General features: G+C 63.1%; 21 protein-coding genes. 7 read left to right on the top strand and 14 right to left on the bottom strand.

The features are described from left to right. Positions 1-87: 87 nt before the first annotated feature. The gene (msrA, locus tag HNO82_RS02545; RefSeq protein ID WP_008325606.1) at positions 88-621 is read right to left on the bottom strand and encodes a peptide-methionine (S)-S-oxide reductase MsrA; all 534 of its coding nucleotides are present in this window, start codon (positions 619-621) and stop codon (positions 88-90) included. Between the two features lie 211 nt (positions 622-832). On the opposite strand from msrA, the gene HNO82_RS02540 reads away from it, so the two are divergent. Then, complete coding sequence (locus HNO82_RS02540; RefSeq protein ID WP_008325604.1) at positions 833-1,342, top strand: flavin reductase family protein; 510 nt, start codon at positions 833-835, stop codon at positions 1,340-1,342. A gap of 91 nt (positions 1,343-1,433) precedes the next feature. Here HNO82_RS02540 and HNO82_RS02535 read toward each other — a convergent pair whose 3' ends face one another. The 10 genes from HNO82_RS02535 to HNO82_RS02490 all read right to left on the bottom strand — a co-directional run bounded on the left by HNO82_RS02535 (position 1,434) and on the right by HNO82_RS02490 (position 11,516). After that, positions 1,434-2,183 (bottom strand): OmpW/AlkL family protein, encoded by a 750-nt coding sequence (locus HNO82_RS02535; protein WP_175342645.1) that lies wholly within the window; start codon positions 2,181-2,183, stop codon positions 1,434-1,436. Between the two features lie 414 nt (positions 2,184-2,597). Further along, the gene (locus tag HNO82_RS02530) at positions 2,598-3,653 is read right to left on the bottom strand and encodes an L-threonylcarbamoyladenylate synthase (protein ID WP_175342644.1); all 1,056 of its coding nucleotides are present in this window, start codon (positions 3,651-3,653) and stop codon (positions 2,598-2,600) included. Positions 3,654-3,665: 12 nt separating this feature from the next. Further along, positions 3,666-4,871, bottom strand: a complete 1,206-nt coding sequence (locus HNO82_RS02525; protein ID WP_175342643.1) for a 5-(carboxyamino)imidazole ribonucleotide synthase — start codon at positions 4,869-4,871, stop codon at positions 3,666-3,668. After that, a complete protein-coding gene (gene purE, locus HNO82_RS02520) occupies positions 4,868-5,365 on the bottom strand; it encodes a 5-(carboxyamino)imidazole ribonucleotide mutase (RefSeq protein ID WP_008325593.1) in 498 nt (165 codons plus the stop codon). The genes HNO82_RS02525 and purE overlap by 4 nt, the downstream gene beginning before the upstream one ends. Positions 5,366-5,376: 11 nt before the next feature. Next, entirely contained in the window at positions 5,377-6,273 is an 897-nt protein-coding gene (locus HNO82_RS02515) for a phosphoribosylaminoimidazolesuccinocarboxamide synthase (RefSeq protein WP_175342642.1), read from the bottom strand. A 101-nt stretch (positions 6,274-6,374) separates the two neighbouring features. Further along, positions 6,375-7,439, bottom strand: a complete 1,065-nt coding sequence (fba, locus tag HNO82_RS02510) for a class II fructose-bisphosphate aldolase (RefSeq protein WP_006461735.1) — start codon at positions 7,437-7,439, stop codon at positions 6,375-6,377. Positions 7,440-7,465: 26 nt separating this feature from the next. Next, positions 7,466-8,899 (bottom strand): pyruvate kinase, encoded by a 1,434-nt coding sequence (gene pyk / locus HNO82_RS02505; RefSeq protein WP_008325578.1) that lies wholly within the window; start codon positions 8,897-8,899, stop codon positions 7,466-7,468. Positions 8,900-9,088: 189 nt separating this feature from the next. Then, entirely contained in the window at positions 9,089-10,279 is a 1,191-nt protein-coding gene (locus HNO82_RS02500; protein WP_175342641.1) for a phosphoglycerate kinase, read from the bottom strand. A 122-nt stretch (positions 10,280-10,401) separates the two neighbouring features. Further along, on the bottom strand, positions 10,402-10,725 hold the full coding sequence (locus HNO82_RS02495) for an AzlD domain-containing protein (RefSeq protein WP_175342640.1): 324 nt from the start codon (positions 10,723-10,725) through the stop codon (positions 10,402-10,404). Further along, a complete protein-coding gene (locus HNO82_RS02490; protein WP_175342639.1) occupies positions 10,722-11,516 on the bottom strand; it encodes an AzlC family ABC transporter permease in 795 nt (264 codons plus the stop codon). Before HNO82_RS02490 ends, HNO82_RS02495 begins: the two co-directional genes overlap by 4 nt. Positions 11,517-11,718: 202 nt before the next feature. Here HNO82_RS02490 and HNO82_RS02485 point away from each other — a divergent pair, with 202 nt between their 5' ends. The 5 genes from HNO82_RS02485 (at position 11,719) to HNO82_RS02465 (ending at position 15,057) form a co-directional block, all read left to right on the top strand. Next, complete coding sequence (locus HNO82_RS02485; protein ID WP_008325572.1) at positions 11,719-12,639, top strand: branched-chain amino acid transaminase; 921 nt, start codon at positions 11,719-11,721, stop codon at positions 12,637-12,639. 65 nt (positions 12,640-12,704) lie between these two features. After that, a complete protein-coding gene (locus HNO82_RS02480) occupies positions 12,705-12,905 on the top strand; it encodes a zinc-finger domain-containing protein (protein WP_008325571.1) in 201 nt (66 codons plus the stop codon). Positions 12,906-12,973: 68 nt separating this feature from the next. After that, complete coding sequence (locus HNO82_RS02475; RefSeq protein WP_175342638.1) at positions 12,974-13,408, top strand: YybH family protein; 435 nt, start codon at positions 12,974-12,976, stop codon at positions 13,406-13,408. Positions 13,409-13,466: 58 nt separating this feature from the next. Then, a complete protein-coding gene (locus tag HNO82_RS02470) occupies positions 13,467-14,459 on the top strand; it encodes a YheT family hydrolase (RefSeq protein ID WP_175342637.1) in 993 nt (330 codons plus the stop codon). Next, positions 14,452-15,057, top strand: a complete 606-nt coding sequence (locus HNO82_RS02465; RefSeq protein WP_175342636.1) for a DUF2946 family protein — start codon at positions 14,452-14,454, stop codon at positions 15,055-15,057. The genes HNO82_RS02470 and HNO82_RS02465 overlap by 8 nt, the downstream gene beginning before the upstream one ends. A gap of 15 nt (positions 15,058-15,072) precedes the next feature. Here the strand turns inward: HNO82_RS02465 and HNO82_RS02460 are convergent, their stop codons facing one another. Then, entirely contained in the window at positions 15,073-16,620 is a 1,548-nt protein-coding gene (locus HNO82_RS02460; protein ID WP_008325562.1) for a M48 family metalloprotease, read from the bottom strand. Positions 16,621-16,727: 107 nt separating this feature from the next. On the opposite strand from HNO82_RS02460, the gene moaC reads away from it, so the two are divergent. After that, on the top strand, positions 16,728-17,234 hold the full coding sequence (moaC, locus tag HNO82_RS02455) for a cyclic pyranopterin monophosphate synthase MoaC (RefSeq protein ID WP_175342635.1): 507 nt from the start codon (positions 16,728-16,730) through the stop codon (positions 17,232-17,234). A gap of 91 nt (positions 17,235-17,325) precedes the next feature. Here moaC and HNO82_RS02450 read toward each other — a convergent pair whose 3' ends face one another. Both HNO82_RS02450 and HNO82_RS02445 read right to left on the bottom strand, forming a co-directional pair. After that, on the bottom strand, positions 17,326-17,832 hold the full coding sequence (locus tag HNO82_RS02450) for a pilin (protein WP_008325560.1): 507 nt from the start codon (positions 17,830-17,832) through the stop codon (positions 17,326-17,328). Positions 17,833-17,973: 141 nt separating this feature from the next. Then, entirely contained in the window at positions 17,974-18,708 is a 735-nt protein-coding gene (locus HNO82_RS02445; RefSeq protein ID WP_175342634.1) for a TerC family protein, read from the bottom strand. Positions 18,709-18,787: the final 79 nt, after the last annotated feature.

Genomic DNA, 18,787 nt, shown 5'->3' with positions numbered 1-18,787 from the left:
CAGCCCCATGAAGCAACGGGCCTGCCCTCTTCCGGGGGCAGGCCCGTTGTACGTCATACGTGGTAAGTAGTGATGCGCAGCGAGGCTTTATTCAGGCTTGCTCTTCTCGGCAAACACCTCCCGCAACTTGGCCACCTTGGGCGCCACCACGAAGGCGCAGTAGCCCTGGAAGGGATGCTGCACGAAGTAGTTCTGATGGTAGTCCTCGGCACGATAATAGGTTTGCGGCGGCGAGAGTTCGGTCACGATGGGGGCATCCCATACCAGCGCCATCTCGGCGATGATGTGTCTGGCCGTGTCGTGCTGGATGTCGTCCTGATAGTAAATAACTGAACGATATTGCGTGCCCACGTCATTGCCCTGTCTGTTGAGCGTGGTCGGATCATGGATGGTGAAGAAAATTTCCAGAATCTCGCGGAAGCTGATCTGCTGCGGATCGAAGGCCAGCTTGACCACTTCCGCATGCCCGGTCTGACCGCCACACACCTGTTCATAACTGGGATTGGCGACGCTGCCGCCGGTATAGCCAGACTCCACCGACTGCACGCCCTTGACCTGCTGGTAGACCGCTTCCAGGCACCAGAAGCAACCGCCGCCCAGTACTGCAATTTCCGTGGCCATGATGTTCTCCCGTTAAGTTGCTTGTTGCCAAACTTTACCCCAATTCAGTGCTTCAGGTGCGGTCGATGTGAAGCAGTGTCAAGCTGCCAGGCAACCGTGACCGGCCAGCACGGCAAGACTGCGCGCGATCCGCTATCATGTGCATCTCTGCGCATTGACCGGCTGTCCGCAAGGCAAATGCCGGGCGCTTCGACCTCCAACCAGACTCCCGATGCACACACGTTTCCCCCGCGCCGAAGCGCGTCAGTTCGACGCGGCGCACTTTCGCCAGGCCCTGTCGCAGTTCGCCACGGGCGTCACCGTCATCACCACCCGACTGGCCGATGGCAGCTTGCTGGGACTGACCGCCAGCTCCTTCAACTCGGTCTCGCTGGACCCGCCCCTGGTGCTGTGGAGCCTGGGTACGCGCGCCAACAGCCTGCCGGTGTTCTCCGGCAATTCGCATTACGTCATCAACATCCTCGGCGCCGACCAGGCACATCTGGCGCAACAGTTCGCCAGCAAGATGGAAAACCGCTTCGAAGGCGTGCCCTACTCCCTCTCGCGCACCGGCCAGCCCGTGCTGGATGGCGCCTCGGCCTGGTTCGAATGCCACAACCGCAGCCAGTACCCGGAAGGCGACCACGTCATCTTCGTCGGTGAAGTCGAACACTGCGAAGTCGATCCGAAGGCTGCCCTGGTCTTCCACAATGGCCGCTTCGTCAAGACCGAAACATTCTGAACACCAGGGCCGGCGCTGTTGCCGGTCGCATCAATGAAAATGGCGCCCGGATTTGCTCCGGGCGCCATTTTTTTGCAGCGGGTTTTCAGTCTTAGAACTTGTAGCCCACCGACAGGAAGGTCACGATCGGATTGATCGTCAGGCTGGTGCTGGAGTGCGTAGTACCACCGGCCAGTGCTGGCAACTCGGTGGTAATCGTGGCATCCGTCTTCAAGGGAATGTACGACACGGACAGACCCACGGACCAGCTCTTGTCGAAGTTGTAGTTGGCACCCACGGTCAGCACCGGCGCCCACGATGAGCTCAGGCTGGCGCTGGACTTGGCGCTGGTAACGGCACCATTGGTGTACTTGCTGGAGATGGTGCTCTGGAAGCCATTGGTCAGCTCAACGCTGTCGTACCAGACGTAGGTCACGCCGGCACCGACGAAGGGGCGGAAGGCGCTGTTGGCATCACCGAAGTGATACTTCGCCACAATCGCCGGGCTCCACTGCTTGGCCTGGCCGATCTTGCCCACGCCGGCCAGCGTGCCGGTGCCGTCGAGCTCGAAGGTCGGCGGAATGCCCAAGTCAGCAGTCAGCGAAATGTTGTCGGTGAAGAAGTGGGTGAAGGCGATACCCAGTGTATCGGCGTTGCCGATGGTGGCGCCCGAACCAGCGACCGGGCCAGCGCCAGGACCATCGTTCTTGCGCAGGGTCTCGCTGGAATCCTGCGGCGCCAGATGGAACCAGCCCAGGTTGACGATATTGCTGCCCGCCGTCTGCGCCATGGCCGGTACAGCGCACGCCGCCATCACGGACAGGGCGGCGATTTTGGGCAGGAAGGAAAATTGTTTTTGCATTGCTGTCTCCAAGAGTTGCGGGCAGTGCCCGGATTTTTTATTCCCGACGTCTGGCGTCTGACGGGATTGGGTTCACGGCTGGTTACCGTTTTTTCATTATTCTGCGTAAGTTCACGTAACTGATGGATACGCGTTTTTACGCTGACGAAACAAAAAGAACGCACGTGCTATTTCGTGGAGATACTATGCCAGCTTTGTCACAGTTTGTATAGAAGATGTGAAGAGCACGACCGTGCTTGTCTTCTTTTGGCAACCGAGTACTGACCCGAAAGTCAGTACCAGAGCGGCAGACCGGGATAGGGCCGGACAAGGGAGGGACTGCAGCGACCAGACCGGGGGGGCTTTGCAAGCACGATACGAGCGCCGTCGCGCTAGTGGCGTGCAATGGCGTGTGCGCTGCCGTGGTGTTGCGGTTCAGCGCTCCAGCAGGCGCGCCAGCACACCCTGCGAATCAAAAGCGGCGCGCCGCAGGCGGTCATTGACGCCCTGCCATTCTGCAGCCGGCGGCAAGGACTCCACCACGATCAGGTCAGCCCCGGCATGATCCATGTCACGCAGCGCGGCGTAGAGGTCATGGGCATAGGCATCGGCGCTCTGGGGCATGGTACGGGTGGCCATCACTGCGGGCAGCTCTTCGCCACGGAATTGGCGTTGAATCAGGGCGAGCTTCTGGCCGATGCCAGCCAGCCTGTGCAACAGATCAGGGAGCTCGCTCACCGCCGCCTGCACCACCGGCGTATGCGGCGCGTAATGAGCATCGAGCGTCCCCGAAGCACGCGGTGCAGTGGCATCGGGCGTGGCCAGGGGAACGCCCAGTACCGCAGCGATACGGTCGGCGCTGATCTGGCCTGGACGCAGCAGCACCGGACCATGCGTGTCGATGCGGGACAGATCGACGATGGTGGACTCGATGCCCACTTCACTCTGCCCACCATCGAGCACGTAATCCACCAGGCTGTGGGCATCGTTGCCGAATTCCTCGCGCACATGCTCGGCGGTAGTCGGGCTGACATGTCCGAACTTGTTGGCCGAGGGACCGGCGATGCCGCCCTTGCCGCCGCGGAATTCCCGCAGCAGCGCCTGCGCCACCGGATGCGAAGGGCAACGCACACCTACCGAATCCTGGCCACCGGCCACGGCATCGGGAATGTGCGCCGCACGCTTGAGAATGAGCGTGAGCGGACCCGGCCAGAACGAGGCAATCAGGCGACGCGCTTCCACCGGTACCGAGGCGGCCCAGTAAGCGATATCAGCTTCGGGCGACACGTGCACGATCACCGGATGATTGGCCGGTCGTCCCTTGGCCGCATAGATGGCGGCAATCGCGGCCGGGTTCTCGGCATCGCCACCGAGGCCGTAGACGGTCTCGGTCGGGAACGCCACCAGGCCACCCTGCTCCAGCTTGCGGGCGGCATACATGATGGCCGCCGCATCGATGACCGGTGTGGAAGAAGCGCGCTTGTCGTTCATCACCCGCCTCGCTTACAACGTGATGCCGAGGATGGCGCAGGCTGCTGCCAGCTGGCGCTGCGCATCAGCCAAGGTAGCAGCGGTGAAGGTGACATGGCCCATCTTGCGGCCACGGCGCGCTTCGGCCTTGCCGTACAGGTGCAGGTGCGCACCGGGCAGCGCCAGCACCTGATCCCAGGCAGGCTCGCGCTGCTGATCGCCCTCGCCTTCGTACCAGACATCACCCAGGATGTTGAGCATCACCGAAGGCGAATGCTGGCGCGTATCGCCCAGCGGCAGGCGCGCCATGGCGCGGGCCTGTTGTTCGAACTGGCTGGTGACGCAGGCATCGATGGTGTAATGACCGCTGTTGTGCGGACGCGGGGCCATCTCGTTGACCACCAGCGCGCCGTCTTCCAGCACGAAGAATTCGATGCACAGCACGCCCACGTACTGCATCGCACCGATGATCTGCAAAGCCGCCTGCTGCGCACGCTCGGCGGCATCGGCCTTGATGTTGGGGCCGGGTACGGTGGTGGTGAAGAGGATGCCATCGCGATGCACGTTCTCGGCAATCGGATAGACCACGGCCTGACCATCATGGCCGCGCGCCACCAGTACCGAAACTTCATAGGCCAGCGGCAGCATCTTCTCCAGCACGCAGGTCACGCCCTTCATGGCCGCGAAGGCGCTGCGCACTTCTTCCACCGAACGCACGCGTACCTGGCCCTTGCCGTCATAACCCATGCGGGCCGTCTTGAGGATGCCCGGCAGCAGGTTGGCATCGAGGCCATCGATGTCGGCCTCGCTATTGATCACCAGGTGCGGTGCCGGCAGCACGCCGGACTGCGATCCGCATTCGGTGAAGAAAGCCTTCTCGGCCGTGCGGTCCTGCGCAATCGACACACCAGACGCAGCCGGTGCCACGAAGGTCTGCGCCGCCAGCGTGGCCAGGCTCCTGGCCGAGACATTTTCAAACTCGGTCGTCACCGCTGCACACAGCGCACCCAACTCCGCCAGCGCCGCACCGTCGTCGTAGGCGGCGTTGATGAGGCGGTCCGCCACCTGCCCGGCCGGGCAGTCGGCATCGGCTTCCAGCACGGCGACCTTGAAGCCCATGCTCTGCGCCGCGTGGGCGAACATGCGACCGAGCTGGCCACCGCCCATCACGCCCAGCCAGGTGGCCGGGGTGGTCGAGGGAACGGCGGGACGAAGGGTGGAGGCGGACTGCTGGGTCATACAGGCAACTTCATGTCGAGGGCGACTTGCGTCTGGGTCTTGCGGAAGGCTTCCAGCTTTTCAGCCAGAGCCGCGTCGGTGGTGGCCAGCATGGCGATGGCGGAGAGCGCCGCATTGGCGGCACCGGCTTCACCGATGGCATAGGTGGCCACCGGAATGCCCTTGGGCATCTGCACGATGGACAGCAGCGAATCCTCGCCACGCAGGTACTTGGAGGGCACGGGCACACCCAGCACCGGCACGATGGTCTTGGCCGCGATCATACCCGGCAGGTGCGCGGCACCGCCGGCACCGGCGATGATGGCGCGCAGCCCGCGCGCGCGGGCGCTCTCGGCGTAGGCAAACATCTGGTCCGGCATGCGGTGTGCGGAAATCACCTGGGCTTCGAAGGGCACGCCAAAGTCCTTCAGGATGGCGACCGCATTCTGCATCACCTCCCAGTCCGAGGACGAGCCCATGACCACGCCGATCAGCGGTTTGACAGTATCGTTCATATCCGCCCCCGTCAGTCCTTGAGCTTCTCGCCGGTGAGGCGTTCCAGCGCCTCGCGGTACTTGGCGCCGGTCTTTTCGATCACATCGGCCGGAAGCGCCGGTGCAGGCGGGGTCTTCTGCCAGCCCTCGACGGTTTCCAGGTAGTCGCGCACGAATTGCTTGTCGAAGGACGGTGGCGAGATGCCGACCTGGTAGCTGTCTGCCGGCCAGAAGCGCGAAGAGTCCGCAGTCAGCACTTCATCCATCAGGTGCAGCACGCCATTGTCATCCAGGCCGAATTCGAACTTGGTATCGGCGATGATGATGCCACGCGTGGCCGCATAGTCAGCGGCTTCCTTGTAGAGCTGGATGGCGACGTCGCGGATCTTGTGGGCCAGCTCGGAGCCGATGCGCTTTTCGGTTTCTTCAAAGCTGATGTTTTCGTCGTGTTCGCCCAGGTCGGCCTTGGCGGCCGGGGTGAAGATCGGCTGCTCCAGCTTGGAAGCCTGTTGCAGACCGGCCGGCAGCTTGATGCCGCAGATCGCACCGGTGGCCTGGTAATCCTTCCAACCGGAACCGATGATGTAGCCGCGCACCACGGCTTCCACCAGGATCGGCTTCAAGCGCTTGGCCACCACGGCGCGTCCGCGCACCTGCTCCACTTCGGCCGGGCTCACCACGGACTCGGGATCGACGCCGGTCAGGTGATTGGGCACGATGTGGCCCAGCTTGTCGAACCAGAAATCGCTCATCTGGTTCAGGACCTTGCCCTTGCCGGGGATCGGTTCATTCATGATGACGTCGAAGGCCGACAGGCGGTCGGTGGTCACGATCAACAGCTTGTCGTCGCCGACGGCATAGTTTTCGCGGACCTTGCCTGTGCCCAACAGCGGCAGGGAAGTGATCGAGGATTTGTAGAGACTGCTCATGGTGGTCTTCTCGTAAAGTCAAAAACCGGAATCGCCATTTTCAGGGCGATTCCGGTCGGTGGGGCCTTGCGTCCGGCGTAGGCCGATGAACGCTTGTGCGCTTACTGGACGATCTGTGCCAGTTCGCCGCTCTTGTACTTCTCGGCGATCTTTTCCAGCGAGACCGGCTTGATCTTGCCAGCCTGGCCTTCGCAACCGAAGGACAGGAAACGCGCCTTGCAGACCAGCTTGGCGGCTTCGCGGGCGGGCTTGAGGTAGTCGCGCGGGTCGAACTTGGACGGGTTCTCGAACAGGTAGCGGCGGATCGCACCGGTCATGGCCAGACGGATGTCGGTGTCGATGTTGATCTTGCGCACGCCGTGCTTGATACCTTCCTGGATTTCTTCGACGGGCACGCCGTAGGTTTCCTTCATGTCACCGCCGAATTCGCGGATCTCGGCCAGCAGTTCCTGCGGCACCGACGAAGAACCGTGCATCACCAGGTGGGTGTTGGGGATGCGGGCGTGGATTTCCTTGATGCGATCAATCGCCAGGATGTCGCCGGTGGGCTTGCGCGAGAACTTGTAGGCACCGTGCGAAGTACCGATGGCAATGGCCAGCGCGTCGCACTGGGTGGCCTTGACGAAGTCGGCAGCCTGATTCACGTCGGTGAGCAGCTGTTCGCGGGTCATGGTGCCGTCGGCGCCGTGGCCGTCTTCCTTGTCACCCTTCATGGTTTCCAGCGAACCCAGTACGCCCAGTTCGGCTTCCACGGTCACGCCGATGGCGTGCGAGAACTCCACCACCTTGCGCGAGACTTCGACGTTGTACTCGTAGCTGGCCACGGTCTTGCCGTCGGCTTCCAGCGAACCATCCATCATGACCGAAGAGAAACCGGACTTGATGGCGGCCATGCAGACGGCCGGCGACTGGCCGTGATCCTGGTGCATCACCACCGGGATGTGCGGATAGGCTTCCACGGCCGCCGAGATCAGGTGGCGCAGGAAGGCTTCACCGGCATATTTGCGGGCACCGGCGGAGGCCTGCATGATCACGGGCGCGCCGACTTCGTTGGCGGCTTCCATGATGGCGGTGACCTGCTCCAGGTTGTTGACGTTGAAAGCCGGCAGGCCATAACCGTTTTCAGCGGCGTGGTCCAGCAATTGACGCATGGATACGAGAGGCATGATGAAACTCCAGAACGATGAAAAAATCAGTACTCGCCAACGCGCAGGATCTTCAGCGCATTGGTGCCGCCGACCTGACCGATGGGCTCGCCCCAGGTCACGACGATGAGATCACCCTTCTGCACCACGCCTTGCGCCAGCAGCAGATCCTGGGCGCCCTTCAACATGGCTTCGGTGTCGGGCGCCTGGGCCAGTTCCAGCGTGTGCACATTGCGGAACAGGGCCGCCTTGCGGCGCGTGGCGACATTGGGGGTGATCGCGAAGATCGGGATATCGATGTTGTGACGGCTCATCCACAGCGCCGTCGAACCGGATTCGGTGAGCGCGGCAATCGCCTTCACGCGCAGGTGGTGCGCGGTGAACAGTGCGCCGTAGGCAATGGACTGGTCCACGCGGGTAAAGCGCAGGTTCAGGAAGTCCGCATCCAGCTGCACATTCTCGGAGCGCTCGGCTTCCAGGCAGATGGCCGACATGGCTTCCACGGTTTCTACCGGATACTTGCCGGAGGCGGTCTCGGCCGAGGTCATGACGGCATCGGTGCCATCGAGCACGGCGTTGGCCACGTCCGAGACTTCGGCGCGGGTCGGCACGGCGTTGACGATCATGGACTCCATCATCTGGGTCGCGGTGATGGTCAGCTTGTTGGAGGCGCGCGCCATCTTGATCATGCGCTTCTGCAAGCCCGGCACGGCGGCATTGCCCACTTCCACGGCCAGGTCGCCACGGGCCACCATGATGCCGTCGGAGGCATCCAGGATTTCCTGCAGCAGGGGGATGGCTTCGGCGCGCTCGATCTTGGCGATCATCATCGGCTTGTGGCCGAAGGGCTCACCGGCCACGTTGGAGAGCTGACGCGCCATTTCCATGTCGGTGGCGTTCTTGGGGAAGGACACGGCCACGTAATCAGCCTGGAAGCTCATGGCGGTCTTGATGTCGTCCATGTCCTTGGCCGTCAGCGCCGGTGCGGACAGGCCGCCACCCTGGCGGTTGATGCCCTTGTTGTTGGACAGCTCGCCGCCGATCTTGACCACGGTGTGAATCTCGTTGCCGATCACGCGCTCGACCTTGAGCACGATCAGGCCATCGTTCAACAGCAGGATGTCGTTGCCCTTCAGGTCACGCGGCAGTGCCTTGTAGTCCAGGCCCACGCGTTCCTGATTGCCCATCTGGCAATCGGAATCGAGGATGAACTTGTCGCCGTTGGCCAGCATGATCTTGCCATTCTCGAACTTGCCCACGCGGATCTTGGGACCTTGCAGGTCGGCCATGATGGCGACCTTCTTGCCGCATTCGTCGGCCACTTCGCGCACCAGGGTAGCGCGGTCGATGTGGTCCTGCGGCTTGCCGTGCGAGAAATTGAGGCGCACGACGTCAACGCCGGCGCGGATCATGCGGGTCAGGGTCTCACGGTCGCTGGAAGCGGGACCGATGGTGGCGACGATTTTTGTTGCTCTGGACATGAATACCTTCTGGTTGCGACTTGGTGATAGAAGCCCGCTGCCCGGCCCGATGCAGGGCCGATCAGGCGGAGAGCTTCCGCCCCGAACGCGCGTCTCGGACGCGTTCATCATTGGTGGTGCTACAGACTCAGAATCCGGATGGAACAGCCGGGCGCCGCGCCCGGCAACAGGGCGCAGCGCCGGTCATGCTTACTGCGCGCGTTGCAGCAGGATCTCGACAGCCGGCAGGGTCTTGCCTTCCAGGAATTCCAGGAAAGCGCCACCACCGGTGGAGATGTAGCCGACCTTGTCGGCGATGTCGTACTTGGCAATGGCGGCCAGGGTGTCGCCACCACCGGCAATCGAGAAGCCCTGGGAAGCCGCGATGGCGCGGGCCAGGGTCTCGGTGCCACGGCCGAACTGGTCAAACTCGAACACGCCCACCGGACCGTTCCAGACGATGGTGCCGGCGCGGCCCAGCTGCTCGGCCAGGGCGGCCGCAGTTTCGGGGCCGATGTCGAAGATCATGTCGTCGTCGGCCACGTCGCTAGCCGCCTTCACGGTGGCCGCTGCGGTCGGAGAGAATTCCTTGCCCACCACGACGTCGGTGGGGATGGGCACCGAAGCGCCGCGCTTGGCCATCAACTCGATGATGGCCTTGGCGTCATCCACCAGGTCAGGCTCGGCCAGCGACTTGCCGATCTTCAAACCGGCAGCCAGCATGAAGGTGTTGGCGATGCCGCCACCGACGATGAGGTTGTCGACCTTCTCGGCCAGGGTCTTCAGGATGGTCAGCTTGGTGGAGACCTTGGAACCGGCCACGATGGCCACCAGCGGACGGGCCGGCTGATTCAGTGCCTGGCCCAGGGCATCGAGCTCGGCGGCCAGCAGCGGGCCGGCGCAGGCGATGGGGGCAAACCTGGCTACACCATAGGTGGTGGCTTCGGCACGGTGTGCGGTACCGAAAGCATCGTTGACGTAGATATCGCAGAGCTTGGCGATCTTTTGCGCCAGCTCGTCGCTGTTCTTCTTTTCGCCCTTGTTCAGGCGGCAATTTTCCAGCAACACGACCTGGCCCGGCTGCACATCCACGCCATCAACCCAGTTGGCGATCAGCTTGACTTCACTGCCCAGCAGTTCGGAGAGACGCCGGGCCACCGGGGCCAGCGAATCCTCGGGCTTGAACTCGCCTTCGGTGGGACGGCCCAGGTGGGAGGTCACCATCACTGCAGCACCTGCCTGCTGGGCCTCGCGAATGGCCGGGACCGACGCGCGGATACGCGTATCTTCGGTGATATTGCCGGCATCATCCTGCGGGACGTTCAGATCAGCACGGATGAAGACGCGTTTGCCTTGCAATTGGCCAGCGGAAATCAGATCGCTCAGTCGGTTGAATTTCATAGGTAGGAATTCGAAGAAGGGGGCGAAAAACGTCGTATTTTACTCCAGCCTGACCCGCTCCTGACGGCTTTTTGGCAGCCTGAACAACATCCGGAGCGGCGCCTGCGGGTCTGCGCAAAACTTCACAAGAACCAGCGCAGCAGTGTAAAGAGTGACATTCCTGCCACAATAGTTCCCAAAAGATGACGTGTTGCCACAAAGAAAGCGCCGGCACCGATGCCGGCCAGCAACTTGGGATTGGCCAGGCTGATCTCGACGGCACCGCCCGTGGTCACCAGATCGGGGAAGATGATGGCCGCCATGGCGGCCGCCGGCGCATAGCTCAGCGCATGCTTGAGCCGAGGTGGCAGCTTGACCGCATGGCCGAACAGGAAGAAACCGCTGCGGGTGATGACGGTGGAAACGGTCATCAGCACGATGGCACCCCAGACATACCACTCATTCATGCTGCCGCCTCCACATCGCCATCATTACCGGGAAGCAATTTGTCGACCAGCATTGCCGTGGCCATGCCCAGCACCATGGCCAGCAACAGGCCCAGCCGGTAGGGCAGCCCCAGCGCCAGCACCGCCACTGAGCCCGACACCACCACGCCGGCCAGGGCCGGCAGACTGCTGGTCATCGGAATCATCACCGCAATCAGGGCCAGGGTGCCGGCAAAGCCGATGTTCCAGCTTTCCGGAATCTGGCTGCCCAGCAGGATGCCGATGGTCGCCCCCAATTGCCAGGCAAGCCAGCCGGGGTAACAGATCGCCGCAAAATAACCGACTTTGCCAGCGGGTTGATGAAACGTAGACGGAGGATAGCGCTGCGGAAAGAAGGCCATCGAGATATCGCCGTTGAAGAAGCCGTACCAGACCCGGCGATACCAGGGCAGATGCTCGAAGTGCGGCGCCACCGCCGCCGAGAAGATCACGAAGCGCAAGTTGACGATCATGGCCGTGAAGAACACCACCAAGAGCGGCACCCCGGCCGCCAGCAGCGGCAGCGCGGCAAACTGGGCCGAACCGGCGTAGACCAGGAGGCTCATGCCCAGCGACTGGTAGATCGTCAGTCCCGACTTGACCATGGCCATGCCCGAGACCATGCCCCAGGCCAGCACGGCCGGAATGGTCGAGGCACTGGCGCGCCAGCCTTCCTGGAAAGCTTCCTTCTCGATGCGGCGGGCGGCTTCGGAACCGGGCGCGCGGGTGCGCGGCGCTGCTCCTGAATCGTCCTCGCCTGTCTCCTTCTGCATGCTTGTTCCGTGACGGGATGGATGACGCGACCGGCGTCGGGGCGCGCGGTGATGTGTGCATTTTCGCTCAGTACTTTCATTCTACAGATGAAAGTTTTTACTCGCGTGAATCCGCTAGAATGGAGCTCTTTGCTCAGTTCTTCATGACCGAACTGAGGTCCATTTCAGGAAATCTGCAATCACTGCACAGAGGGAGACCACCATGTCCATGGCTGACCGCGACGGCAAGATCTGGAAGGATGGCGCGCTGATCGACTGGCGAGACGCCACCATCCACGTACTGACCCACACCCTGCACTACGGCATGGGTGTCTTCGAGGGCGTGCGCGCCTACAAGACCCCGGAAGGCACGGCCATCTTCCGCCTCAAGGAGCATACCCAGCGCCTGTTCAACTCGGCCAAGATCTTCCAGATGGAAGTTCCGTTCGACCAGGCCACCCTGGCCGAGGCGCAGTGCCAGGTGGTGCGCGAGAACAAGCTGGAATCCTGCTACATCCGCCCCTTGATCTGGATCGGCTCGGAAAAGCTGGGCGTGTCCGCCAAGGGCAACCAGATCCACGTGGCCATCGCCGCCTGGCCGTGGGGTGCCTACCTGGGCGAGGATGGCATCAACAAGGGCATCCGCGTGAAGACCTCTTCCTTCACCCGCCATCATGTCAATGTGTCGCTGGTGCGCGCCAAGGCCAGCGGCTACTACATCAATTCCATCCTGGCCAACCAGGAAGCGCTGGCCGACGGCTACGATGAAGCCCTGCTGCTGGATACCGACGGCTATGTCTCGGAAGGTTCGGGTGAAAATGTCTTCATCGTCAAGAACGGCAAGATCTATACTCCCGACCTGGCCTCCTGCCTGGATGGCATCACCCGCGACGCCGTGCTGACCATGGCGCGCGACCTGGGCATCGAGGTCATCGAGAAACGCATCACCCGCGACGAAATGTATTGCGCCGATGAAGCTTTCTTCACCGGCACCGCCGCCGAAGTCACGCCGATCCGCGAACTGGATCGCCGCATCATCGGCAATGGCGCCCGCGGCCCCATCACCGAGAAGCTGCAGACCCTGTTCTTCGACGTGGTCTCGGGGCGGGCACCGCAGTACAAGCACTGGCTCACGCTGGTGTAAGCGCGGCCGATCAGCGCGGGTTTTCACGTATCAACTTCAGTCAATTGCAAGCAACGGAGAACAACATGAGCCAAGCTCAAGCATCGCAGGGCGTGATCCTGCTCGAAGGCAAGGACCTCCCGGCCCATTGCCCCAACCCCAGCATGTCGGCCTGGAACTCGCACCCGCGCGTGTTCCTGGAACTGGACGCGCACGGCGCGGCCAAATGTCCTTACTGCGGAACCCAGTACCAGCTCAAACCGGGCACCGTGGTCAAAGGCCATTAAGATTCAGGTTTCGCACCAGACACGAGAGGGCCCACAAGGCCCTCTTTTCATCTGATCCGGAGATTCTCATGTCCCGCAACAAACTGATCCATGGTTCGCCCGATGAAATCGAAGCTGCCTACTACGACGCCCTGGCCCGCGCCGATCTGGACGCGCTGATGGACCTGTGGGCCGATGATGAGGAAATCGTCTGCATCCATCCCGGCGCACAACGCCTGGTCGGCCATGCGGACATCCGCGCCGTGTGGGAAGACATCCTCTCCAACGGCGGCCTGCATATCCGCCCGCGCCAGCTGCACGCCACCCAGAACATGATGACCGCCGTGCACAGCGTGGTGGAAGACATCGACCACGGCGGCGAGCCGCAACCGGACGTGCACGTCATCGCCACCAATGTCTACCTCAAGACCGCCCTGGGCTGGCGCCTGGTGATGCACCACGCGTCGGTAGCCCCCGGTGCGGCACCGCTGGAGCCGGTGATCAGCGGGGCCATGCTGCATTGACGGCAGCCTGATTTATCCACAGGCGCTTGCGCCATCCGATTCCGAGCAAGGCTGCATCATGCTTTACGTCCCACCCCGCTGGCTTCCCGGCGGCCATCTCCAGACCATCTATCCGTCCACCTTCCTGCCCAAGCCGCAGGTGGCCTACCGGCGCGAGCGCTGGGAAGCCCCGGATGGCGACTTCATCGACATCGATTTCGTCGATGGTCAGCCGGGACGACCGCTGCTGCTGCTGTTCCACGGGCTGGAAGGCTCGTCCGACAGCCACTACAGCCGCGCACTCATGGCAGAGGTGGAGCGGCGTGGCTGGCATGGGGCAATTCCGCATTTTCGCGGCTGCTCGGGTGAAATCAACCTGGCACCGCGCTTCTATCACTCGGGCGATAGCGCCGAGCTGGACTGGATCATCCGTCGCCTCAAGCTGCGCCAGCAAGACCTGGCCGCCACCCACCTGTACGCCTGCGGTGTGTCGCTCGGTGCCAATGCGCTGCTGCGCTGGCTGGGCGAATCGCAGCACCAGGCCGAGATCGTCGATGCCGCCTGCGCGGTATCGGCCCCGCTGGATCTGGCCGGTGGCGGCGCGGCCCTGGCCAGCGGCTTCAACCGGCTCTATACCTGGGTTTTCCTGCGCACCATGCGGCCCAAGTGCCTGGCCAAGCTGGAGCAGTTCCCGGGCCTGTTCGACCGCGACGCCCTGCTGTCGGCGCGCGATCTGTATGCCTTCGACAACGTGGTCACCGCGCCCCTGCACGGCTATCGCAATACCGACGATTACTGGGACCGCGCCAGCGCCAAGCACATCCTGCACGACATCAGCGTGCCCACGCTGGTATTGAATGCGCAGAACGATCCCTTCCTGCCGGCCCGCCATCTGCCACGCTCGGCGGCGCCGGAAGTGGTGCTGGAATATCCCGAACAGGGCGGACATGTCGGCTTTGCCGCAGGGGGGCCGCCGGGCAGCCTGGCGTGGCTGCCGCAGCGACTACTGCATTTCCTCGAAGGCCGGGCCGAGAGTGCCTTCGACGTCCGCCCGGAGCTGGCCCATGGATGAGATCGTCCACCAGGCCATGGCCCGCTGGCCCAACGTACCGCACTGCTTCGGCTGGCTGCGGCTGGACGCGCGCGGCCAGTGGCGCATGCGCGATGAACGCGCGCAGCAACTGAAGCTGGCCGGCGATCCGATTCGCCACCCTGCCCTGCTGGCCTTCATCGAACGCAACTATGCCGCCGACGACACGGGACGCTGGTATTTCCAGAACGGGCCGCAGCGGGTCTATGTCGATCTGGAATGGATGCCGCATCTGCTGCGCACCCAGCCCGGCGCGGACCAGAATGCACCCGCCCTGCTGCTGCATACGCAGGGCGTGGTGGAGCAGGTCGATGCCGCCTGGATGGATGAGCGCGGACGGCTCTATCTGCGCAGTGACCAGATCGTTGCCGGGGTCGATGACCGTGACCTGGCCAGCTTGCTACCCTGTCTGCATCCGGCCGATCATGCCGACGAAGACGCCCTGCTGCGGTGGCTGGAGGGCAGCGACGATTTGACACTTTCCTTCATCTGGAAGGGACAGGAACTGGCGCTGCAACGCATCACCAGCGACCACCTGGAAGAAACCTTCAGATTCGTCGCCAACCCCCGCCAGTACTGACTTTCCGGCCGGTGCTCAGCCGCGCTCTTTCAGATCTTTCTGCTCATCCTTCCAGCGCGCCTTCCATTCGCGCTCGAGGGCATCGACCTGCGACTGGTCGTAGAAGGTCGCATCCGGTGCCTTGCGTGCAATTCCCAGCTGATCGATGGCGGCCAGCAGGCTGCCGTTGAGCGCATAGGATTGCGCCAGTGCCAGGTGCTGCAAGGCCTGCTTGCCCTGGGCGGCGTAGACCTTGGCCAGCAACTCCTGCACCTGGGCGTCCGAGCGATACAGCTGCGCCTGGTCGCGCAGGTAGGCCACGGCCTGGTCATAGCGCCTGGCGGCGATCAGGGCATCGGCATACTGGCGCGCGATGGCGCGCGAGATGGGAAACTGCTGGCGCAAGGTCTCCGCCACCTGCAGAGCCTGCTGGGTCTGCTTGCGGGCGATCTTGATATCGATGTCCAGACTGCCGAAGAAGATGCCGGTCTTCATCGGAACGGCTGCCTCCTGCGCCTCCTTCAAGGCCGTCTCGGCCTGCTCGAAACGGTTCTGGCGATAGTAGGCGTAGGCCAGTCCGTACTTGGCGGCGGCCGTCATGAGCTTGGTATTGCCTTTGGCCTGGTCGGTGAACTTGGCGACGTTGTCGCGCAATCCCTGTACGCCGTCATTCTGCAAGACCTGGGTACGGGCGCGCGCCAGCTGGAATTCGGGGCTGTCCACCCGCTGCTTGTAGCGCTGCTCGCGGATGCGGGCCTGGATGTCGGCGATGCGTTCGGTGGTCAGCGGGTGCGTCATCAGGTAGGGCGGCACGGCATCGCTGTAGTTGCGCGAGGCCGCTTGCAGTCGACCGAAGAAGGTCACCATGCCGGACGGATCAAAACCGCCGTCGCGCATGATCTGCAGGCCGATGCGATCAGCTTCGCGTTCGGCGTCGCGGCTGAAGTTGAGCTGGCGCTGCACGGCCAGCCCGGTGCCCCCCATCATGGTCGCCATGGCGGCATCGCCCCCGGCCTTGGACACGCCGGCCAGTGCGCCCAGCACGATGGCGGCCAGCTGGATCATCGAATTCTGCTTCTGCTGGCCCAGCATGCGGGCGATGTGGCGCTGGGCCACGTGGCCGATTTCGTGCGACATCACACCGGCCAGTTCGGACTCCGACTGCGCCGCCAGCAGCAGCCCGCTGTTGACGCCGATGAAGCCGCCCGGCAGCGCGAAGGCATTGAGCATGGGATCACGCACCATGAAGAACTGGAAGTCGAACCCCGCCTCGCCACGCACTTCAGGATGAATCGAGACCAGGTGCTGGCCGAAATTGTTGAGGTATTCCGAGACCGGACCATCGTCGACGTAATCACGATCGGTGCGGATGTCGCGCATGATCTCTTCGCCCAGCTTGCGCTCCATCAGTGGCGAGAGCCCTTCCCGTTCGGTATCGCCCAGCGTCGGCAAACCCTGGGCCACGCCGGGATGCGGCAGCAGCGTCAACGGGGCAGCGGGCAGCAAGAAACAGGCGGCACTCACGGCAGGCATGAGCAGGCGACGCAAGGGTCGGCGGGAAGGATCAGTCACGGTTCGCTGCATGGACCAGTCATCAATGTCGGACAGGAAAAAGGAGAGGCAGCGTGCGCTGCGGGCTGCCTGCTATGATACCCGCTCCTTTCCCTTCATTTCATCTTCAGTACATCACCATGAGCACATCCGGCGAACCCGCGCCCAACGGCGGCCTCACTCACTTCGACCAGGGCGGACAAGCGCACATGGTCGATGTCGGCGGCAAGAACGAGACTCACCGCGTGGCCCTGGCCACGGGCGTGATCCGCATGCAGCCGGCCACGCTGGCCATCATCGAAGCCGGCACCGCCAAGAAGGGAGACGTCCTGGGCATCGCCCGCATCGCCGCCATCATGGCGGCCAAGCGTACCGGTGAACTGATCCCGCTGTGCCATCCGCTGGCGTTGACGCATGTGTCGGTGGAGTTCGAGACTGATGCGGCCAGCTCATCGGTGCGCTGTACCGCGCGCGTGGAAACCTTCGGCAAGACCGGGGTGGAGATGGAAGCGCTGACGGCCGTCCAGGTAGGACTGTTGACGGTCTATGACATGAGCAAGGCGGTCGACAAGAGCATGGTCATGACCGATATCTGCGTGACCGAAAAGCGCGGCGGCAAGAGTGACATCAACATGGCGCGGCCCTGAGCCGGGGCTGCGGTCGATGCTCCCGTGGATAAGACAAACGCGCCCGAGGGCGCGTTTTTTCTTGCCGGAATCCGCAGCGTGCACCTGCGAATCAACCGCGGCAGTTGGCCGGTGCAAATTTGGCCGGCAGGGTACCGGCGACGAAACCGGTGTTGGGCGTGGCGCCTTCCGGAGTGGGGGCTTGCTTGACATCCTTGGCTGCGCATTGCCACTGAATCGTGCCGGAGGTGATGGTGGGCGTCAGTGTCAGGGTGCCGCCGTCACCCACGCGCGGGCCGTAGGTGATGGTGATGACGCCGCCCACGCCACGCTTTTCCATGGGAGAGACCTCGATCTTGCTGACGTTGTCGGTCGCCGTGAAGGCCGGCAGGCCCAGTTGCGCCACGGTGAAGACACCATTGTTGGAGCTGATCTGCTCGGTCACGGCCAGCTTGTAGGGCTCGGCCAGGTTGAAGCCTTCCGAAACGCGCGCACGGGCGATGTAGTCCTGATATTGCGAGGCGCCCAGCATCGCAAGAATGCCGATGATGGCCAGCGTGACCATCAGTTCGAGCAAAGTAAAGCCTTGTTGGGGGCGACGGGTGACGACGGGTTTCATGGGATCCTCGTAAAAAAGAAAAGGGCGTTGCCAGTATCGGCAGCGCCGGTCATGCGCACTAGCGAAAAAATTGCAAAGCTATCAGGTTTGTGGGGCCATGGCGCTGATATGGCTCAAGCAGGGAGAGCGGGCTTGGGCGGATCAGAGGGCAGGCCCCTGCCGCTCCTGCTTCCTGCGCTTGAGCGTGAGGCCGGTCAGCACCACCCCCAGCGAGCCGACCAGGCCCGGCAGACTCAGGTGGACGGCTGCGCCCGGCAGCACGAATTCGGTGTCGGCGATGAGGCCCTTGAGCCAGCCCTGCACGGCCACGTCGCTGAAGATCATGCCACCTGCGATGTAGCCCAGCAAGGCCGCGCCGAGGGTGACGATGACCGGGAATTTCTCCATCAGCTTCAATACCAGGGTGCTGCCCCAGACGATGATGGGGATACTGACCACAATGCCGAACACCACCAGCAGCAACTGGTGCTCGCCCGCCGCTTGCTCGGCCGCACTGGCGATGGCAATCACGTTGTCCAGGCTCATCACCAGGTCCGCCACGATCACCGTCTTGACCGCACCCCACAGGCGGTCACTGCCGTTGATGTCGGCGTGATCGTCGTCTTCATTGAGCAGCTTGATGCCGATCCACAGTAACAGGACGCCGCCGACCAGCTTCAGGAAAGGCAATTGCAGCATCGTCACGGCAAAGGCGATGAGCGCAATGCGGATGCCGATGGCGCCCACGGTACCCCAGACGATCCCCTTCATGCGCAGCTTGTCGGGCAGGTTGCGACAGGCCAGCGCAATGACGATGGCATTGTCGCCGCCGAGCAGGATGTCGATCAGGATGATCTGTGCCACTGCCACCCAGTTCAGGTTGGTCAGGAATTCCATGTATGTCCTCTTGGAAAAACAGCGCCTCGGGTTGGGCACATGGCTGGATGACCGCGCCGTGCGCGATGAGTGCCCGCCC

Origin of the sequence: Herbaspirillum sp. C9C3 (assembly GCF_013359625.1) — a bacterium.
Lineage (GTDB): Bacteria > Pseudomonadota > Gammaproteobacteria > Burkholderiales > Burkholderiaceae_D > Herbaspirillum.
Note: the sequence above shows the minus strand (reverse complement) of the source record. Positions and strands in the feature narration are given on the sequence as shown.

What these genes read in the sequence shown, in the direction of transcription:
- msrA (WP_008325606.1), bottom strand. Translation starts at nt 621, where the DNA reads ATGGCCACGGAAATTGCAGTACTGGGCGGCGGTTGCTTCTGGTGCCTG.
- HNO82_RS02540 (WP_008325604.1), top strand. Translation starts at nt 833, where the DNA reads ATGCACACACGTTTCCCCCGCGCCGAAGCGCGTCAGTTCGACGCGGCG.
- HNO82_RS02535 (WP_175342645.1), bottom strand. Translation starts at nt 2,183, where the DNA reads ATGCAAAAACAATTTTCCTTCCTGCCCAAAATCGCCGCCCTGTCCGTG.
- HNO82_RS02530 (WP_175342644.1), bottom strand. Translation starts at nt 3,653, where the DNA reads ATGAACGACAAGCGCGCTTCTTCCACACCGGTCATCGATGCGGCGGCC.
- HNO82_RS02525 (WP_175342643.1), bottom strand. Translation starts at nt 4,871, where the DNA reads ATGACCCAGCAGTCCGCCTCCACCCTTCGTCCCGCCGTTCCCTCGACC.
- purE (WP_008325593.1), bottom strand. Translation starts at nt 5,365, where the DNA reads ATGAACGATACTGTCAAACCGCTGATCGGCGTGGTCATGGGCTCGTCC.
- HNO82_RS02515 (WP_175342642.1), bottom strand. Translation starts at nt 6,273, where the DNA reads ATGAGCAGTCTCTACAAATCCTCGATCACTTCCCTGCCGCTGTTGGGC.
- fba (WP_006461735.1), bottom strand. Translation starts at nt 7,439, where the DNA reads ATGCCTCTCGTATCCATGCGTCAATTGCTGGACCACGCCGCTGAAAAC.
- pyk (WP_008325578.1), bottom strand. Translation starts at nt 8,899, where the DNA reads ATGTCCAGAGCAACAAAAATCGTCGCCACCATCGGTCCCGCTTCCAGC.
- HNO82_RS02500 (WP_175342641.1), bottom strand. Translation starts at nt 10,279, where the DNA reads ATGAAATTCAACCGACTGAGCGATCTGATTTCCGCTGGCCAATTGCAA.
- HNO82_RS02495 (WP_175342640.1), bottom strand. Translation starts at nt 10,725, where the DNA reads ATGAATGAGTGGTATGTCTGGGGTGCCATCGTGCTGATGACCGTTTCC.
- HNO82_RS02490 (WP_175342639.1), bottom strand. Translation starts at nt 11,516, where the DNA reads ATGCAGAAGGAGACAGGCGAGGACGATTCAGGAGCAGCGCCGCGCACC.
- HNO82_RS02485 (WP_008325572.1), top strand. Translation starts at nt 11,719, where the DNA reads ATGTCCATGGCTGACCGCGACGGCAAGATCTGGAAGGATGGCGCGCTG.
- HNO82_RS02480 (WP_008325571.1), top strand. Translation starts at nt 12,705, where the DNA reads ATGAGCCAAGCTCAAGCATCGCAGGGCGTGATCCTGCTCGAAGGCAAG.
- HNO82_RS02475 (WP_175342638.1), top strand. Translation starts at nt 12,974, where the DNA reads ATGTCCCGCAACAAACTGATCCATGGTTCGCCCGATGAAATCGAAGCT.
- HNO82_RS02470 (WP_175342637.1), top strand. Translation starts at nt 13,467, where the DNA reads ATGCTTTACGTCCCACCCCGCTGGCTTCCCGGCGGCCATCTCCAGACC.
- HNO82_RS02465 (WP_175342636.1), top strand. Translation starts at nt 14,452, where the DNA reads ATGGATGAGATCGTCCACCAGGCCATGGCCCGCTGGCCCAACGTACCG.
- HNO82_RS02460 (WP_008325562.1), bottom strand. Translation starts at nt 16,620, where the DNA reads ATGCAGCGAACCGTGACTGATCCTTCCCGCCGACCCTTGCGTCGCCTG.
- moaC (WP_175342635.1), top strand. Translation starts at nt 16,728, where the DNA reads ATGAGCACATCCGGCGAACCCGCGCCCAACGGCGGCCTCACTCACTTC.
- HNO82_RS02450 (WP_008325560.1), bottom strand. Translation starts at nt 17,832, where the DNA reads ATGAAACCCGTCGTCACCCGTCGCCCCCAACAAGGCTTTACTTTGCTC.
- HNO82_RS02445 (WP_175342634.1), bottom strand. Translation starts at nt 18,708, where the DNA reads ATGGAATTCCTGACCAACCTGAACTGGGTGGCAGTGGCACAGATCATC.